This is a genomic window from Mesorhizobium sp. 113-1-2 (genome assembly GCF_016756475.1).
Classification (GTDB): domain Bacteria; phylum Pseudomonadota; class Alphaproteobacteria; order Rhizobiales; family Rhizobiaceae; genus Mesorhizobium; species Mesorhizobium loti_C.
Genome location: NZ_AP023242.1, coordinates 5,617,595 through 5,635,414, shown reverse-complemented (window position 1 = coordinate 5,635,414; position 17,820 = coordinate 5,617,595). Strand labels below are relative to the sequence as shown.

Sequence of the window (17,820 nt, the reverse complement as noted above, 5' to 3'; positions counted from 1 at the left end):
GCAGAATGCCCTTACGCCGCCTTCAGCCGGCCGCAGATGAAGCGGAACTCCTGCGTCTTGCCGCCATAGCCGTAGGCGGCTGCCGGCACTTCATGCACGAAGGCATAGCTTTCCTCGTGCACGCCACCCAGCAGGCGGCCGAAGGCCTCGAAGAGTGCCTTGAGATAGGCTTCCAGCTCGAGTTTGGTGTTGGTGCCGTCGACCACCTTGATATCCAGCCAGAACGTGTTGGTGCCGTGCTCGGCCAGCGACTTGCCGCCGGCGAACCAATGCTGCGGGTCGACATAGGACACGGCAACGGCGGTGATCGTCGGATCCTTGCGCAATTGCGTGGCGGTGATCTCGGTGATTTCCCTGGCGATGCTGGCGGACAAAGCGGCGTCTGGCTTGCCGGTGACGCTGATGTTGATGATGGGCATTTTTCGTCTCCTTGGTTCTAGCGGCGTCTAATCGCCGTTGGAGAGACCATGTCACTCTCCCTAGATCAAAAAAATCGAATTGTTTTCAACTAAAGATTCGATATTATGGAATTATGGAATTATGGAAACGCTCGATCCGGATCTGCTGAAAACCTTCCTTGCCTTCGTCGACAGCGGTTCGCTGGCGCAGGCGGCGTCGAGCGTCGGCCGTTCGCCCTCCGCGGTGACCGCCCAGATGCAGCGGCTGGAGGAGATCGTCGGCGAGCCGCTTCTTGCGCCACAGGGCAGAGGGCGCGGCCTGACGCCGGCCGGGGAGGACCTTGTCGGCCATGCCAGGCGCATCCTTGCTGTGCATCGCGAGGCGTGGCTGGCGCTGAAGGGGGCACGGGCCGCCGGGCGCGTCGCCATCGGCACGACGCAGGATTTCGCCGACAGCGGTCTGCCAGACCTGCTGCGCGCCTTCGCTGCCAGCCATCCGCGCGTCAGGATCGAATTGCGCGTCGGCCGCTCCGCCGAACTGGCGCAGGCGCTGCAGGCCGGCAGCCTCGATCTGGCGATCGTCATGCGTCAGACGGCGGCGCCGGACGAGGTCGGCGTCCTGCGCGAGCCGATGATCTGGTTGTGTTCGCAGAAAGGGCTGGCCTCGCGGCAGGAAGAGCTGCCGCTGGCGTTGCTCGATCCCTATTGCGGTTTTCGCGAGGCCGCACTCGCGGCGCTCGATGCTGCCGGCCGCCGCTACCGCATCGCCGCCGGCAGTGCCAGCCTGGCCGGCCTGCGTACAGCCGTGAATGCCGGCGTTGCGCTGACCCTGCGAACCCCGCGCTTTGCCCATTCCGGCATTGTCGAAGCGCCGCGTGAGCTGGGCCTGCCGCCGGTTCCGATGGCCGAATTCGCGATACGGCTGCGTGCTGGAGCCGATGCTTCCGCAGGCGATCTGGCGGCGCTGCTCAGCGGCAATCTGGCCCTGTCCCAGCCAGTTGCCTGAGTTGGCAGGGCTCGGAGCCATGTCAGCCTGTCGGCAAGGACAAAGCTGGCGGTCGGGCCTATCTGGCAAAGAAAAAGCCGACCTTGCGGTCGGCTTGGGAGTAGGACGGGCCGAGGGGTTCGGGGGGACTTGGGGGGTGGCCCGTCGCACCAATAATGTCTGACTCGGATGATGGTTCCGTGACTGTGTCATTTTTTTAAGAAATATTTGACGCTGCCTGCTGCGAGCGGGCCGCCAGCCAGTCGCGGCCGGCATGGGCGAACACTGCGCCGAGGACAATGACGCCGCCGACCATGCTGGCGACAGGCGGTATCTCGGCCAGGAAAAGGAAGGCAAACAGGATCGCGAACGGCACCTCCGCCGAGCCGAGCAAGCCGGATTCGGGCGCCGGGATAAGCCGCGCGCCTTCCGTCCACAGGATCGACGACAATGCGAAGGATGTGCCGAAGGTGACGAGCAGAACAGCATCCCTTGCCGAAACCGCCAAGGGATCGGTGATGATCCAGCCGATAATGAACAGCAGGAAGGCCGAAACCGCGCCCGCCCACACCACGGGCGTGTCGCGGAAAGCGCGCACCATGATCATGTAGAGCGCGCTGCCGGCCGTCATCAGCAGCGCCAGCCCGTCCCCGAACAGATTGCCGGTGCCGAAGCCCGACCAGACCATGATGGCCACGCCGCACAGCGATACGGCGGCCGCGAGCATTGTCTGCAGGCGGAAAGGCTCGCGCACCAGCACCCAGGCCAGCACGGCGGCAATGAAGGGCGACGTTGCGTAGATGACCGCGACATTGGCGACGTAGGTGAATTTGAACGCCGAGATGAAGGCGATGCTGGCCAGCGCGCCTTCCACCGCCAGCAGCCAGCCGCGCCAGCCAAGGCGGAGCGCGTCGCGGTTGCCCGACCGGCGGCGGCGCCAGAGCACATAGAGGCTGATCAGGATTGAACCGACAAAGCCGCGCCAGCAGGTAATCGTCAGCGGATCGGCGTGGATCGACTTGGTCAGCACGCCGGTCAGGCCGAACACGGCCGCCGATGACGACACCAGGATGATGCCAAGCGTGCGCTCGGCGGTTTCGGCTGTGGTGGCTGGGCCGTCAGTCATGCCCGCAGCCTACCTCGTCAGGTCCTGACATCGTAGTGTCAGCAGTGAGCGCCATCCCGATCACAGCCGCTTGCGGAAATGCTCGCCGCCGACGATCAGCAGCCCGGCGGCGATGATCAGGGCGGCACCGAGAAACACTTCGCGGCGCGGCACGTCGCCCCAGATTGCAAAGCCGAGCGCGAACGCCCACAGCAGCGAACTGTATTCGAGCGGGGCGAGGATCGATGCCGGCGTTCGCTTCATGCCTTCGAAGAGAAGATATTGCGCCAGGCCGCCAAGGGCGCCGACGCTGCCGAGAAGCAGCAGCTGGGTCAGATCAGGCGTATGCCACCACAACAGCGCCGGCACCGCCGAAAACACCAGGAAATAGAAATTGTTGAGCAGCAGCTGGATCGTCGAGCGTTCGGCAAGTGCGGTCTTGCGCAGGAGCACGATGGCGATGGCCCACAAAAGGGCGGCCGCCAGCACCAGCAGCACCGGCACGGACAGGCCGAGATGGGTCGGGTCGCAGGCGATGAAGACCCCGGCAAAACCGACCAAAACCGCCAGCCAGCGCAGCATGGGCACCTTTTCGCCGAGCAGGAACACCGAAAGCACGGTGACGATGATCGGCGCTGCGTAATAGACCGTGGTCAGTTCGGCGAGCTGCAGGCTGCGCGCGGCGTTGTAGTAGCAGAGCCATGCGGCAAGCGTGAAAGCGCTGCGCACCAGCATGGGCCGCACGATCGGCGAGCGCACCGTGTCGATAAACAGTTTTCGCCCGCCGATCGCCGCGCAGGCGCTCAGAATGGTGATGCTGCGAAAGAACATGATCTGCCAGACCGTCATGCCGGTCACCAGCAGCTTGATCGAGGCATCCTGCGTCGAAAACAAGAGATAGGCGGCACCGGTCAGCAGGATTCCAGCGAGAACCCTTTCGCGTGTTTCGAGAATGGCGATGTCGGCCATAGGCGCGGGACCAGTGTTACGGGAAGCGACAGAGATGCCGTGGATCAACACGATGGCCGGGAAGTCAGGCCTTCTTGCCAAGCTATACGGTCGAAAGTTGGCACAGCGCTACGCCAGCCCTGGGCTTGCGTTGGGGCAGGAACTGGCGGTCTTGCTTCGGCGAGGCGATAGGCACTTATATCTGGAAAAGCCATGCTGAAGGCTGGCCACAAAAGCGAAAGAGGCAGCGACATGGATGCAACCGAACTGAAGGCCATGCAGGCGCCGCTGAAGCAGGCTTACCGCGACGATGCTTCGCAGGCGCTGATCACACTGAGAGCGAAGGGGTCGATCGACGACCAGTCGGTGGCCTGCAAGGTGGAGACCGGCAGGGCGTTGGCCATCGCCGGTCTGCATCCGGCAACAGGCGGCTCTGGGCTCGAGCTCTGCTCCGGCGACATGCTGCTGGAAGCCCTGGTGGCCTGTGCGGGGGTGACGCTGAAGGCGGTGGCGACGGCGCTCGAGTTCAAACTTGACGCTGCCACGGTGGAGGCCGAAGGCGATCTTGATTTTCGTGGCACGCTCGGTGTCGCCAAGGACGCGCCGGTCGGTTTTCGAGCCATCCGGCTCAATTTCAGCCTCAACACGGATGAACCGCAGGAGCGGATAGATTCGCTGCTGAAGCTGACCGAGCGCTATTGCGTGGTGTTCCAGACCATCAACCAGAAGCCGGAGCTGACGGTGAGCGCCCGGAGCTGAAACGACAAGGCCCGCGGCCAGCGGCCGCGGGCCTTGCTGTAACGGATGCCTACTGCGCCGCCGGCTCTTCGGCATCGCCCTCGTCGGTGAAGGGGGAGGCGCTCGGCACGCACTGTACAGACCAGCCGGGGGGTGTCGGCTGCTTCTGATATTCGGTGATGGCGGCGGTGCACTGCTCGCGCTTGTCGAAGGTGCTGGGCAGCACCACCATGCCGCCCTGCGGGCCGGCGATTACCAGATACCAGACCAACGCTGCGGTCGTAGCCATGGGGATGTCCTTGTTCTGCCCAGCAGGGCGCTCGTTGTTGTGGGAGTCGTTTCGATCCTAACAACTCCTTGGAAATGACGAAAGCATGACCGCGACCCGGCCTTTCCCCCTCAGATCACAGCCGCGTGATGATCCAGCGGATTTTGCATCCAGATTTTGAGGCCCAATCGGCTCGGTCTGTCGCAAAACATTCGAAGAACGTCGGGAGTGCCCGAATTCTTCCGGCAAAAGGATGCAGCTACTCCGGTTGCCGGTAGGCAACAAAACGATTGTGCTTGGCCTGGAATATCAGTCCAGTCTCTTTCAGCTCGGGGCTCGCCAGCGGCACGATACGCTTGGCGATCTCTGAGGGGTGCGGCAGCGTCTCCGGATCCTCGCCGGGCACGGCCTGGGCCCGCATGGCGGTGCGGGTGGCGCCGGGGTCGGCGGCATTGACGCGCAACGGCAGGCTTTGCGTCTCGTGTGCCCACGAGCGCATCATGGTTTCGACCGCCGCCTTCGATGCCGCGTAGGGCGCCCAGAAGGCCCGTGCCGAATGCGCCGCGTTGGAGGACAGTATGATGGCGCGGCCGGCATCGGAAAGCCTGAGCAGCGGGTCGACCGAGCGGATCAGCCGCCAGGTCGAGGTGACGTTGATGGTCATCACCTTCTCGAAGGTTTTTGCCTCGACATGGCCGATCGGCGAGATGACGCCGAGCACGCCGGCATTGGCGACGAGAATGTCGAGCTTGCCCCAGCGCTCATGGATGGCGCCGCCCAGCCGGTCGATGCCGGCCATGTCAGCGAGATCGAGCGGCACCAGCGTCGCCTGGCCACCGGCTGCCTTGATCTGGTCGTCGAGTTCTTCCAGCCCACCGACCGTGCGCGCAACCGCGATAACATGCGCGCCGGCTGCGGCCAATTCCTTGGCGATGAAATAGCCGATGCCGCGCGAGGCGCCGGTGACGACCGCGACGCGGCCGGTAAGGTCGAGGGTCATGCGAGAATTCCGTAAGGTCCAGAGCAATTCCAGGAAAAGTGTGAAGCGGTTTTTCCGTCCGGAATTGTGTCAAAACAAAGAGTTAGAGCGGTTCGCCGTTTTCCGTGAAACGGTGAACTGCTCTAGCCTACGCCCCGTTGTTCGCCAGCAGCGACAGCGTGCGCACATTGTCGTGGCCTTCGAAGTCGAGCAGGCGGGTCGGGTATTGGCCGGTGAAGCAGGCGTCGCAGAACTGCGGCTGGTCGTCGTTGCGGCTGGCCTCGCCGACGGCGCGGTAGAGCCCGTTGATGGAGAGGAAGCCGAGTGAATCGACGCGGATGAACTCCGCCATCTCTTCCACCGACATGCGCGACGCCAGGAGCTTGGATTTCTCCGGCGTGTCGACGCCGTAGAAGCAGGAGGCGCTGGTCGGCGGCGAGGCGATGCGCATATGCACTTCCCTGGCGCCGGCGTCGCGCACCATCTGCACGATCTTCTGGCTGGTGGTGCCGCGCACGATCGAATCGTCGACCAGCACCACGCGCTTGCCCTCGATCATGCGGCGGTTGGCGTTGTGCTTCAGCTTGACGCCCATATGGCGGATCGAATCGCCGGGCTGGATGAAGGTGCGGCCGACATAGTGGTTGCGGATGATGCCGAGCTCGAAGGGAATGCCGGCTGCCTGGCTGAAGCCGATGGCCGCCGGGGTGCCTGAATCCGGCACCGGCACGACGATGTCAGCCTCAACCGGGTTCTCCTGCGCCAGTTCGGCACCGATGCGCTTGCGCACTTCGTAGACGTTGCGGCCTTCGACCGAGGAATCCGGCCGGGCGAAATAGACATATTCGAAGATGCAGAAGCGGGTCTTCTGCGGCTCGAACGGGAACAGGCTTTCAATGCCCTTGGAGGTGACGACGACCATCTCGCCGGGTTTCAGGTCGCGCACGAAACGCGCGCCGATAATGTCGAGCGCACAGGTCTCGGAGGCGAGGATCCAGGCGCCGTCGAGATCGCCCAGCACCAGCGGCCGGATACCGAGCGGATCGCGGCAGCCGATCATCTTCTTGGCGGTCATCGCCACCAGCGAGAAGGCGCCCTCGACCTGCCGCACGGCGTCGATGAAGCGCGAGTTGAGGTCGCGCTCCTTGCTGGTCGCAACCAGGTGCAGGAGCGTCTCGGTGTCGGAGGTGGAGGAGAAGATCGCGCCCTGTTTCTGCAGCGCGCGCTGCACCGTCATGGCGTTGGTCAGATTGCCGTTGTGGGCGACGGCAAAACCGCCATCGGCGAGCTCGGCGAAGAAGGGCTGGATGTTGCGCATGCCGGCGCCGCCGGTCGTGGCGTAGCGCGTATGGCCGATGGCGCGGTTGCCTTGCAGGCTGTCGATGACGCGCTGCTTGGTGAAAGTGTCGCCGATCAGGCCGACATGGCGTTCGACATGGAACTGGCTGCCGTCATAGGAAACGATGCCGGCTGCTTCCTGGCCGCGATGCTGCAGCGCATGCAGGCCGAGTGTGACGATGGCCGCAGCATCCTGCCGGCCGAAAATGCCGAACACGCCGCATTCGTCGTGGAAATGGTCGTCGGCCTCGGCGGAAAGCACGTCGTCTGCGTCTGCCATCTTAAGCTCCGCTAAAATCGCCATATAAGGCGCTCACGCGTCGAAAGCAACGCACACCGTGCAGTCGTTCACACCATCGTCCGCTCTGACGCCCATTTCAGGTGTCAGTTTGCCGGCGCTGCCGGCGCCGGCTTGGTGGTGTTGTCCGCAGGGCCAGCGTCATTGTCGTCGGGAGCCGGTGCGTTGGCGTCGTCGCCGCCGGCAGGGGCATCCGCCGCCGGTGCGTCAGGCGCTGCCGGTGTCTCGGCAGCCGGCTGATTTGGATTGAGCTTCTTCAGGATGGCGTTTTCCGGATCCTCGGGCAGCAGGCTTTCGAGCTTGGCGCCGATCTGTTCCAGCAGCGGCCGCGACTTGGCCTCCATCACCCAGGCCGGAGCCTTGGCGCCTGCCAGCCAGTTGAAGAACAGCAGCGCGACAGCGACGACCAGGATGCCGCGCGCGGCGCCGTAGAGGAAACCGAGCGTGCGATCGAGCGCGCCGATCCGCGAATCGATGATCCAGTCGGCGAGCTTCATGGTGATGACCGAGACGACGATCAGCGCGATGATGAAGACGACGCCGGCGGAGGCCGCCATGGCGATCTTCTCATTCTCGATATAAGGCTTCAGGTAGGGCAGGACCGGCTTGTAGAAGAAGAAAGCCGCCGCCGCTGCCGCCGCCCACGACACGACCGACAGGATTTCGCGCGAGAAGCCGCGAACCATGGCGAGCATCGCCGAGACCAGGGTGAAGCCGACCAAGATTCCGTCAAGCAGCGTAATCGGCATGTCTTTCGCCCCACTCCGATCTCTTTTTCACGGCTCGACGAGCCGCGTCACTCTTCATCGTCGACACGGCTGCGCCGTGAGCCGGCTATGCGCGCCACGAGGTCGGCAAGCTCGGTGGGCTGGAAAGCGCCGGCCCCGATCCCTCCGGCAAGTTCCTCGCTGCCCAAGGGCAGAACCGCGTTACCAAAACCCAGCTTTTCGGCTTCCTTGAGGCGTTGCTGCGCATGCGCAACCGGCCTCACCGCGCCCGAAAGGCTGATTTCGCCGAAATAGACGCAATCGGCGGGAAGGGCAAGACCGGTGAGCGAGGAAACCAGTGCGGCGGCGACCGCGAGATCGGCCGCCGGCTCGCTGATGCGGTAGCCGCCGGCAACGTTGAGATAGACGTCATGCTGGCCGAAACGAACGCCGCAATGGGCTTCGAGAACCGCCAGGATCATCGACAGGCGGGCTCCGTCCCAACCGACGACGGCGCGTCGTGGCGTGCCGAGCGAAGATTGCGCCACCAGCGCCTGGATCTCGACCAGAACCGGCCTTGTGCCTTCCATGCCGGCGAAAACCGCAGCACCTGGCGATTTCGCATGCCGCTCGCCAAGGAACAGCTCGGATGGATTGGCGACCTCGCGCAAGCCCTTGTCCGACATTTCGAAGACGCCGATCTCGTCGGTCGGCCCAAAGCGGTTTTTCACTGTGCGCAGGATGCGGTAGTGATGGCCACCTTCGCCCTCGAAGTAGAGCACGGCATCGACCATGTGCTCGACGACCCGCGGTCCGGCGATCTGGCCTTCCTTGGTGACATGGCCGACCAGCACGATCGCTGCCCCGGTGGATTTCGCATAGCGGATCATCGCCTGGGCGGCGGCGCGCACCTGGGTGACGGTGCCTGGCGCCGAATCGGCGAGGTCGGTCCACAGCGTCTGGATGGAATCGAGAATGACCAGATCCGGCCGCTTGCCGTCGGCGATCGTGGCAAGAATGTCTTCTACATTGGTCTCGGCGGCCAGTTCCACCGGTGTGTCGGCGACGCCGAGCCGCTGCGCCCTCAGCCTGATCTGCGCGACGGCTTCTTCGCCCGAGACATAGACTATGCGGTGGCCTCGCGACGCCAGCGCAGCGGCAGCCTGGGTGAGCAGCGTCGACTTGCCAATGCCGGGATCGCCGCCGACCAGAAGTGCCGAGCCGCGCACGAAACCGCCGCCGGTGGCGCGGTCAAGCTCGCCGATGCCCGAGATGATGCGCGGCGCGTCCTCGATGTCGCCCGAAAGCGTGGTCAGCACCACCGCGCGGCCCTTGCGGGCGTTGCGTGTGTTGGCCGGCCCCGAGCCGATGCCGCCGGAGGTTCCTTCCTCGACCAGCGTGTTCCATTCGCCGCAGGCATCGCATTTGCCGGCCCAGCGCTGATGCACCGATCCGCAATTCTGGCAGATGAACTGGACGCGCGATTTAGCCATCAGGCGTGGTCTGCCGTCAGATACGCGCACAAGGGTGCTAGAAGGGTCGAGGCCTGTCTCAAAAGGTCACTCAAACCTCTCCGCAATATGGTGCTCCTCAGCCAGATCGGAGAAGCGGGTGAATTCGCCGTGGAAGGCCAGCGTCACCGAGCCCGTGGGGCCGTGGCGCTGCTTGGCGACGATCACCTCGGCCTTGCCGCGCATCTCGTTCATCTCGTTTTCCCACTTGACGTATTCCTCAGTGCCAAGCTTGGGCTCGCGGTTCTTGAGGTAATACTCCTCGCGGTAGACGAACATCACGACGTCGGCGTCCTGCTCGATCGAACCGGATTCACGCAAGTCCGAGAGCTGCGGGCGCTTGTCGTCACGACTTTCGACCTGACGCGACAGCTGCGACAGCGCGATGATCGGCACCGCCAGCTCCTTGGCCAGCGCCTTCAGGCCCGTGGTGATCTCGGTGATTTCCTGCACGCGGTTCTGCGAGGCCCTGGCGGATGAACCCTGCATCAGCTGGATATAGTCGATGACGATCAGGTCGAGGCCGCGCTGGCGCTTCAGGCGACGCGCGCGGGCGGACAGCTGGGCGATGGAGATACCACCGGTCTGGTCGATGAACAGCGGGATCTTCTGCATGGTCTGCGAACAGGCGACCAGCTTTTCGAAGTCCATTTCGGTGATTTCGCCGCGGCGGATTTTTGAGGACGAGATTTCCGTCTGCTCGGAAATGATACGGGTGGCCAGCTGTTCGGACGACATTTCGAGCGAGAAGAAGCCGACCACGCCGCCATTGGCGGCCTTGAAAGAGCCATCGGCCTGCTGCGCCGGCACATAGGCCTCCGCGACGTTGAAGGCGATGTTGGTGGCAAGCGACGTCTTGCCCATGCCAGGGCGACCGGCAAGCACGATCAAATCGGACGATTGCAGGCCACCCATGCGGCGGTCGAGATCGCGCATGCCGGTGGCAAGGCCTGACAAATGGCCGTCGCGCATATAGGCGGCGTTGGCCATGTCGACCGCGGTCTTGACCGCGTCGGTGAAGCTCTCGAAGCCGCCATCGTAGCGGCCGGTTTCGGCCAGTTCGAACAGGCGGCGCTCGGCGTCCTCGATCTGCTCGGACGGCGACATGTCGACCGGCGCGTCATAGGCGATGTTGACCATGTCCTCGCCGACGGTGATCAGCGCGCGGCGCGTCGCCAAATCATAGATGGCGCGGCCATAATCGGTGGCGTTGACGACGGTTACGGCTTCGACCGCCAGCCGCACGATATATTGCGCCACCGTCATGTCGCCGACCTTTTCGTCGGCCGGCAGGAAGGTCTTCAAGGTGATCGGCGTCGCCACCTTGCCCATGCGGATCAGCTCGGCCGCGATCTCGAAGATCCTGCGGTGCAGGGGCTCGTAGAAATGGCCTGGCTTCAGGAAGTCGGAGACACGGTAGAAGGCATCGTTGTTGACGAGAATCGCCCCGAGCAGCGCCTGCTCGGCCTCGATATTGTTCGGTGCCTCGCGATAGAGCGGTTGCTCCGCCACGCCGAATTTCCGCGCTGCCTCTGCCATGATGTCCCCGATTTAGATCCCGGCCTTTCGATATCAGAACGAGACGAAACCGTGCTGACCTTTCTGCATCACCGCTCGACCAAACAGCCTTGATGCCCGTTGTTCACAGGAACGACAAACCGTCCACAGGACAGTGTTCCTGTGTCCCGATTCCGGTTGACTCGGCAAGCGGTGATTCTTATGCGAAGCCCTGGAACGAAGCAAGAACAATCGGTCGTTCACGTGCTGCCTGGGTCGAGCCTGTCGCCCCAGTCCAGCCGCCGGGCCAGCTTGAAGTCCGCGCCGTCACGCTTGGTGAAGAGTTGCTCCGTGGCCGTGCCGTCCTCCTGGCAAAGCTTGAGCAGAACCTTGCCGGAACCGGATTTCGGCGGTGCGATGACCCGCGCGGCGTGCGAAGCGGCCGGCCGGCGCGACGCGGCGACATAGATGAATTTCTCGTCTTCCCAAGGCACTTCCGCGTCCTTGGCCAGCCGGTGCAGGCGCGAGCGGGCGACGCGGCGGGAGAAGTGGCACCAGTCGGGCGGGGTGAGCGGGCAAGGCGCTGCGTGCGGGCAGGGCGCCAGCAGATGCGCACCGGCCTCGACGAGTTGCCGACGCACCGCCAGGATGCGCTGCCAGCCGGCCGGCGTACCCGGTTCGACGATCAGCAGCGTATCTGTCGTCAACTGCCATAGCCGGTCGACCATCTTGGGCAGCGATGCCGGCACGATCTCGTCCAGCACATAGGCGCAGGTGACGAGGTCCGCCGGCTGAAGCTCGGCAAGATCGATAGTGACGTCGCCGGCCTGCCAGACAGTGCGGGCCGTGATGGCATCGGCGGCGAGCGTCTCGCCGACCTTGCGCACCGCGGCACTTGCTTCCAGCAGAACGGCCTGTTCGAGATCGGGCCAGAGCGCGCTGGTGGCCCAAAGCACCGTACCAGGACCGGCGCCGACATCGAGCAGGGTTTTCGGTGCGAATTCAGGCCGCGCCTCGTTCAATGCGTCGAGACTGGCATGGACCGCGGCATAGGTCGCCGGCAGCCGCGTCGCCAGATAGGCCCTGACCGCCATGTCCTGCGCCATGTGCAGGCGGCCGTCGCGCAGTTCGGCGCGGTAGCGGTCTGACAGTGTTTTCGCCGCTTGCTTCAGCTCGAGCAGCGGGACTTTTTCCAGGATGCGATCGACAGCTTGTCGAAGAGGGGCTGGCAGCTCCACGCTATGCTCCTCGCGGTGCGAGCAGGATGACCGAAGCGCCGGCTATGCAGAGCGCAGCACCAGCAAAATCCCAGCGGTCGGGCCGCACGCCTTCCACCAGCCACAGCCAGGCCAGCGATGCGACGATGTAGATGCCGCCATAAGCGGCATAGGCGCGGCCCGCCGCATTGGTGTCGACCAGCGCCAGAAGCCAGGCGAACAAAAGCAGCGAGACGAAGCCTGGCGCCAGCCACAAGGGCGATCTTTCCAGCCGCCACCAGGCCCATACCGAAAAACAGCCAGCGATCTCGGCGAGCGCCGCGGCGGCATAGAGGAGATAGGTCATGAAAAAGGCCTCGCGACGATCACGAGACCTTTTTCAGGGCAGGGGCTGGGAATGGCAAGCGCCAATGGCGAAAGCCTGCGAACGCTCGGCTCTATTCCGCCACCTTGCGGCGGCGGGCTGGCTTGGCGGGCTTCTCGACGGGAGCCGCTTCGCGGCGGCCCATGTCGCGCATCTCCAGCGCCTTTTCGCATTTGGCCATATAGTCGCGGGTCATCGGCAGCGTGTCGTTCTTCTTGGCGATCTGGAACTGGAAGATGACCAGATCCTGCCAGCGGAAAGCGGCTTCCGAAGCGGCCAGATAGAATTCCCACATGCGGCAGAAGCGTTCGTCGTAGATGGCCTTGGCCTTGTCGCGGTTGGCGGCGAAGCGCTGGCCCCAGTGCTTCAGCGTGTCGGCATAGTGGAGCCTCAGGATCTCGACGTCGGTGACCACGAGGCCGGACTTCTCGATCGCCGGCAGCACCTCCGACATTGCCGGGATGTAGCCGCCCGGGAAAATGTACTTGCGGATGAAGGCGCTGGTCGCCCACGGCACGCCAGAGCGGCCGATCGTGTGCAGCAGCATGACGCCATCGGGCTTCAGCAATGTCGCTGCCTTGTCGAAGAAGGTGCGGAAGTGGTTCACGCCGACATGTTCGAACATACCGACCGAAACGATGCGGTCGAAGCGTTCGTTGAGTTCCCGATAATCCTTCAGCTCGAAATGGACATGGTTTTCCAGGCCTTGCGCATGCGCCCGGTCGGTGGCGACGCCATGCTGTTCGGTGGACAGCGTCACGCCCTGCACATCGACGTCGAACGCCTTGGCCAAATAGAGGCCGAGCCCGCCCCAGCCAGAGCCGATGTCGAGCACGGTCTGGCCGGCCTTCAGCCTGAGCTTGGCGGCGATATGGCGTTTCTTGGCGGCCTGTGCCTCGTCCAGCGTCATGTCCGGCTGCTCGAAATAGGCGCAGGAATACTGCATGTCCTCATCGAGGAAGAGCCGGTAGAGATCACCAGACAGATCGTAGTGGCGCTGCACGTTGCGGCGCGAGCGCGAGGTGGTGTTGATTTGCTGAAGGCGGCGGAAGGCGTGGCGCAGGCCTTCGATGGCTTTCGACCAGGTCGCGTCGATGCCGCCGCTGCCCATGTTCTGGAAGGCGATGCGCATCAGTCCGAGCACGCCGCCTTCGAGAATGTCGAGTTCGCCGTCCATGTAGGATTCTGGCACCGCCAGCATCGGATCGAAGGTGATGGCGCGTTCGGCATGTCGGGTCTTGATGTGCATGTGCACTGGCTCGCCGCTGCCGTCGCCGAAGACGAATGTCGTGCCTTTTGGCCCGGTTACCTTGAGATTGCCCGTGCGCACCAGGCGGTCGAGAACGCGCTTCAGCAGAATGTTCATAACCAAATGTCCCCTCACGGTCAGACTGGCTGCCTTAATTCTGCAACAATATATGGGGGTTCGAAAAGTTCCTTTTGGCACAAAAATGCCAGGGCGAGAGGCCCGGGCATTGGTCCAGAACGGCTGGATTAAGACAAAGTGATCGGAGCGCCGCTCCCTCGCTTGTCTTATGCGATCAGGCGTTGTCTTCGCCGCCGTCGAACTCGGCGTTCGGATCGAAGAAGTTTTCCGGCCGCGCATTGTCGTTGATGTCGTCGCCATAGATGGCTTCGGCGGTGGTCAGCGTCTCGCCCTTGGCCTGGCGCTCGGCTTCGTCGGCCGTGCGGGCGATGTTGAGCGTGACGGTGACTTCGACTTCCGGATGCAGCGCGATCGCCACATTGGTGAGACCGATGGTCTTGATCGGCTGGTTGAGCAGGATCTGGTTGCGGTTGACCGAAAAACCTTCCGCGGTCAGCAATTCGGCGATGTCGCGCGTCGACACCGAGCCGTAGAGCTGGCCGGTTTCACCCGCGGAGCGCACCGCGATGAAGCTCTTGCCGTCGAGCTTTTCGGCGACCTGGCTGGCTTCCGACTTGCGCTCGAGATTGCGGGCTTCGAGCTGGGCGCGCTGGCCTTCGAACTTCTTCTTGTTGGCTTCGTTGGCGCGCAGTGCCTTGCCCTGCGGCAGCAGGAAATTACGGGCAAAGCCGTCCTTGACCTTGACGGTATCGCCCATCTGGCCGAGGCGGGAAACGCGTTCGAGAAGAATGACTTCCATGGTTTTGTTCCTTTTGGTTGGGCGTCCGTCCATGAAGGCCGGCGCCGAATTCTCTGGAACAGGTCAGGAAGCAAAAGGGGCGTTGCCGCCGGTGTCGCTGTCCTGCCTGTCGCGGCAGTTAGAGGTTTTGACCTCAACTCGGGATTTGATGGCTTAACCGGTCACGCCCGTCATGGCCGGTGAAAGGAACGGGCGGCGAACCGCCCGTTCGAGAGAATTAGCGGACCACGTAGGGCAGCAGGCCGAGGAAGCGGGCGCGCTTGATCGCCTTGGCGAGTTCACGCTGCTTCTTCTGGCTGACGGCGGTGATGCGCGACGGCACGATCTTGCCGCGCTCGGAAATGTAGCGCTGCAGCAGACGCACGTCCTTGTAGTCGATCTTGGGTGCGTTGGCGCCGGAGAACGGGCAGGTCTTGCGGCGACGATGGAACGGGCGCCGGGTCGGGATCTGGTTGATGTCGACCATTATTCTGCACCCCCTTCAAAGCCTTCGCGCGGACGGCGCGGACCACGATCGCCACCGGCGTCGCCGAACGAACGCGGCGGACGATCGCCACGGTCGCCGCGATCACGGTCGCCGAACGAACGCGGGCCACGATCGCCACGGTCGCGGTCACCGAAGCTGCCGCGCTCGGAGCGCTCTTCGCGCTTCTGCATCATGGCCGACGGACCTTCCTCATGCGCCTCGACCTTGATGGTCAGGAAACGCAGGACGTCCTCGGACAGACCCATCTGGCGCTCCATCTCGTTGAGCGCTGCCGGCGGGCAGTTGAGGTCCATGAGCGTGTAGTATGCCTTCCGGTTCTTGTTGACCCGGTAGGTGAGGGACTTCAGTCCCCAGTTCTCGACCCGGCCGACGGACCCGCCATTCGCTGAGATGACGCCCTTGTACTGTTCGACAAGCGCATCGACCTGCTGCTGCGAGAGGTCCTGCCGGGCAAGAAACACATGTTCGTAAAGAGCCATTATGTCTTCGTGCCTTTCTTCGTTTCTCTCCCGGTTCCCGGCGGCAAAAGCCTCTGCAACTTCTCTGACCCGCTGGTCCCGGTTAAAGGGGCGGGGAAGAAAGGAGCATGACGAGACGGTCGAGAGCGGAGACACGGGAGGCGGAAGCACTTCCGGCTTCACACGAAGGCTTTTGATAAAACCTCCGGCCCTCCGTTCAGCCCCCAGCTGGGACCGGCAGATTGCGGGCGTCTATACAGCAATCCATAGGGAAGGCAAGGGCGGCCGGGCTATGGCACGTTTCCACGGTGTCGCAGCAGTGGAAAAAACGCCAACGTCCGCCAACGGTCGACCGCTTCCTGCAGGTCGCGCCGGACGCTGGTATAGCACGCAGAACGTTCAGTCGAGGTTTGCCCGGCGCTGACCACCAGCCTTCTCTTCGCGTCGTGCCTGTCGTTCGGCGGCGATTGCGCAGACCCTCGACGGGGACTGGGGTGAGATGTCGGTCCATTCAGCTTGCAGCCTGGCGAGATCGCTGGGCTTGTCCTGAGTCAACAACGGCGGTGAAATCCCTATCCGAAGCATGGCAACGAACATGGCTACGCGGGTATTCCAGCCGATTCCGTCACGCGATCCGTTCCACATTGAAATGAGCACTGGTTCGGCAACGGAGCGGCCAGCCGAACCGACGCGGCAAAGCCCCTCGATTCCGGCCTGGTCAACTGACGGGGCCAACGCTCGAGCATTGACAAGATAGGGTAGCGCTTCAGTGCCGAGGTCGCCCAGTCGCCTGAGCAGGGCCCCTGCCTCCCACAGCCAATGTTTGTCATCAGCCCTCGAGTAGAGGGCAAGGAGGCGAGGGCCAAATCCGACGAACCTCTCGTGAGGCATGGCGGCAAGCAGCCGGGCAAGTATCAGGCCGCTTTCACGCGCCCGGTACTGGTCCTTGCCGATGAACGCCGCCGCACGTTCCAGCCCGGCCATGATTGCATCGGCGCGAGTGGCCAAGGCCCCAGGATGGGTGGTCACCGCGTCAACCTGCCAATCGAGGCCCTTGGCAACGGGATTATCGATCATGGCATCGATGTTCGCCAGTTGGCGTGTCAGCGTCTCGTCCTCGACCGTCGCCATCTTCGCCAGCACGACCGCAGGGTCGCCGCCTTTGCGCTCTTCAATAGTGACAGGCTTCAAGCCCAAAGCCCGGGCAAGCACCATTGTATCCCGGCGGTATCGCGTATTGCCCGAAACGAGGGGCGTAAGGTCCTGGCGCCAGAACCGGGCCGCACAATCCCACCTTGCGCCTGAAAAGTTCACCCCGCAGCCTATTATCGGCAGGGGTATCCAGCTCAGAGGCGCCGCCACTCCTCCAAGAAGCTGGAAACGCTGTCCATCCGGCATCCGGATGGTCGTCGTGACACGGGTTGCTGGCAATCTTGATAGAGAAACCTTCTCCTCCCGCCGCGTCACTTCGACCTGAGGAAGCTCCGGCCGTTCGGGCATTGACAGCGCGCAGAAGCGGTTCTCCATTCGCTGCTCGCCGACAGTGTCTCCATCGTGAAATCCGAACGCATGCACGAAGCTGGCGCGCAGCGCGGGTGTTTCTCTGACCTTGGTGCAGACGGCGGCCTCCGCTATCCGATCGGACAGATATCCTTCAGGAAAGTTGGAGTTGGCGGAAAATGCCATGGGCAGGGCATAGTTTTGCGTGAGCCAGCCACCAGAATCTCCATCATTGGTGAAAACCAGCGACTGGCGGTTGGCATCGAATGGAATAGCAGCGCGCGCGTTGGCGGCATCATACGCGGCCGAAAGCAAATGCAGCACCATGTGATCATGGGCGGCCGATGCAAAATAGCCGCCGTAGAATGCCAGCGGCAACAGCAACCACCCCCGCGGCACTCTGCCGAACGCGACCTCGGCTGCAATCCCGATCATTCCAGCGTTGACCAGGAATACCGACCAGAACATCGCCAGTGCGAACATGAGGAAGATGCCGGTGACCGGAATAGCCTGAAGCGCGAAAACGGCCAGGGTCACGGCAAAGAAGACGAGCGAGACTGGGAAGTACGAACGCATAAGTTGTAGCTACTATCTGTGTCTGAACAATTCGTACAAGCAGGCGACTGGGGGTGGATGTCCTCGCCCTGCCTCATTGGTGCTCGGTCGGAAATCGTGAGAGGCGCCGGGTTGGCTGACACGGGGGAACCGGCGGACACGAAACTTCAGGGCTTGTGGGAAGGGGAACGGAAAGGTCCGCGACGGGTCAACCGATGACCTTCAAGCGCGACTTGACGCCTGGTATCAGGTTCGAGGAGGATTTTTTGCAAGCCTGCTGCTCGCGTTCGCCGATTTCGTGGTCGAAAAGCGCGAGGCATCGAAGAATGCCGGCGGCGCGA

The 17,820-nt window shown here is 63.4% G+C and carries 18 protein-coding genes; 2 read left to right on the top strand and 16 right to left on the bottom strand.

Features of this window, described 5'->3' with window-relative positions:
• Positions 1-11: 11 nt before the first annotated feature.
• The gene (locus JN279_RS27575) at positions 12-419 is read right to left on the bottom strand and encodes a tautomerase family protein (RefSeq protein ID WP_096456408.1); all 408 of its coding nucleotides are present in this window, start codon (positions 417-419) and stop codon (positions 12-14) included.
• Positions 420-540: 121 nt separating this feature from the next.
• Here JN279_RS27575 and JN279_RS27570 point away from each other — a divergent pair, with 121 nt between their 5' ends.
• On the top strand, positions 541-1,404 hold the full coding sequence (locus JN279_RS27570; protein WP_096456410.1) for a LysR substrate-binding domain-containing protein: 864 nt from the start codon (positions 541-543) through the stop codon (positions 1,402-1,404).
• Between the two features lie 196 nt (positions 1,405-1,600).
• Here the strand turns inward: JN279_RS27570 and JN279_RS27565 are convergent, their stop codons facing one another.
• Positions 1,601-2,509, bottom strand: coding sequence for a DMT family transporter (locus JN279_RS27565; protein ID WP_202350738.1), 909 nt, complete (start codon positions 2,507-2,509; stop codon positions 1,601-1,603).
• Positions 2,510-2,569: 60 nt separating this feature from the next.
• The gene (locus JN279_RS27560; RefSeq protein ID WP_202350737.1) at positions 2,570-3,457 is read right to left on the bottom strand and encodes a DMT family transporter; all 888 of its coding nucleotides are present in this window, start codon (positions 3,455-3,457) and stop codon (positions 2,570-2,572) included.
• A 231-nt stretch (positions 3,458-3,688) separates the two neighbouring features.
• Between JN279_RS27560 and JN279_RS27555 the strand changes: the two genes are divergently transcribed.
• Positions 3,689-4,195, top strand: a complete 507-nt coding sequence (locus JN279_RS27555; RefSeq protein ID WP_202350736.1) for an OsmC family protein — start codon at positions 3,689-3,691, stop codon at positions 4,193-4,195.
• A gap of 49 nt (positions 4,196-4,244) precedes the next feature.
• On the opposite strand, the gene JN279_RS27550 is transcribed toward JN279_RS27555, so the two are convergent.
• From JN279_RS27550 to JN279_RS27490, 13 genes are all read right to left on the bottom strand, one after another.
• Positions 4,245-4,463 (bottom strand): hypothetical protein, encoded by a 219-nt coding sequence (locus JN279_RS27550; protein ID WP_096456416.1) that lies wholly within the window; start codon positions 4,461-4,463, stop codon positions 4,245-4,247.
• Positions 4,464-4,701: 238 nt separating this feature from the next.
• Entirely contained in the window at positions 4,702-5,442 is a 741-nt protein-coding gene (locus tag JN279_RS27545) for an SDR family NAD(P)-dependent oxidoreductase (protein WP_057143382.1), read from the bottom strand.
• Positions 5,443-5,569: 127 nt separating this feature from the next.
• Entirely contained in the window at positions 5,570-7,039 is a 1,470-nt protein-coding gene (gene purF, locus JN279_RS27540; RefSeq protein ID WP_202323161.1) for an amidophosphoribosyltransferase, read from the bottom strand.
• 104 nt (positions 7,040-7,143) lie between these two features.
• Positions 7,144-7,806, bottom strand: coding sequence for a CvpA family protein (locus tag JN279_RS27535; protein ID WP_202350735.1), 663 nt, complete (start codon positions 7,804-7,806; stop codon positions 7,144-7,146).
• A gap of 47 nt (positions 7,807-7,853) precedes the next feature.
• Entirely contained in the window at positions 7,854-9,257 is a 1,404-nt protein-coding gene (gene radA, locus JN279_RS27530) for a DNA repair protein RadA (RefSeq protein WP_202350734.1), read from the bottom strand.
• Positions 9,258-9,323: 66 nt separating this feature from the next.
• On the bottom strand, positions 9,324-10,814 hold the full coding sequence (locus JN279_RS27525; protein ID WP_096456423.1) for a replicative DNA helicase: 1,491 nt from the start codon (positions 10,812-10,814) through the stop codon (positions 9,324-9,326).
• A 218-nt stretch (positions 10,815-11,032) separates the two neighbouring features.
• A complete protein-coding gene (locus JN279_RS27520; RefSeq protein WP_202350733.1) occupies positions 11,033-12,010 on the bottom strand; it encodes a small ribosomal subunit Rsm22 family protein in 978 nt (325 codons plus the stop codon).
• A gap of 1 nt (position 12,011) precedes the next feature.
• Positions 12,012-12,335: a YnfA family protein gene (locus tag JN279_RS27515; RefSeq protein ID WP_202350732.1), complete on the bottom strand. Its 324-nt coding sequence runs from the start codon at positions 12,333-12,335 to the stop codon at positions 12,012-12,014.
• A gap of 91 nt (positions 12,336-12,426) precedes the next feature.
• Positions 12,427-13,719: an SAM-dependent methyltransferase gene (locus JN279_RS27510; protein ID WP_096456429.1), complete on the bottom strand. Its 1,293-nt coding sequence runs from the start codon at positions 13,717-13,719 to the stop codon at positions 12,427-12,429.
• A 175-nt stretch (positions 13,720-13,894) separates the two neighbouring features.
• Positions 13,895-14,479, bottom strand: coding sequence for a 50S ribosomal protein L9 (rplI, locus tag JN279_RS27505; protein ID WP_010915167.1), 585 nt, complete (start codon positions 14,477-14,479; stop codon positions 13,895-13,897).
• Between the two features lie 217 nt (positions 14,480-14,696).
• A complete protein-coding gene (gene rpsR / locus JN279_RS27500) occupies positions 14,697-14,945 on the bottom strand; it encodes a 30S ribosomal protein S18 (protein ID WP_006203718.1) in 249 nt (82 codons plus the stop codon).
• Complete coding sequence (gene rpsF / locus JN279_RS27495; RefSeq protein ID WP_010915168.1) at positions 14,945-15,445, bottom strand: 30S ribosomal protein S6; 501 nt, start codon at positions 15,443-15,445, stop codon at positions 14,945-14,947. Before rpsF ends, rpsR begins: the two co-directional genes overlap by 1 nt.
• A 378-nt stretch (positions 15,446-15,823) precedes the next feature.
• Positions 15,824-17,500, bottom strand: a complete 1,677-nt coding sequence (locus JN279_RS27490) for a hypothetical protein (protein WP_202350731.1) — start codon at positions 17,498-17,500, stop codon at positions 15,824-15,826.
• Between the last annotated feature and the right edge of the window lie 320 nt (positions 17,501-17,820).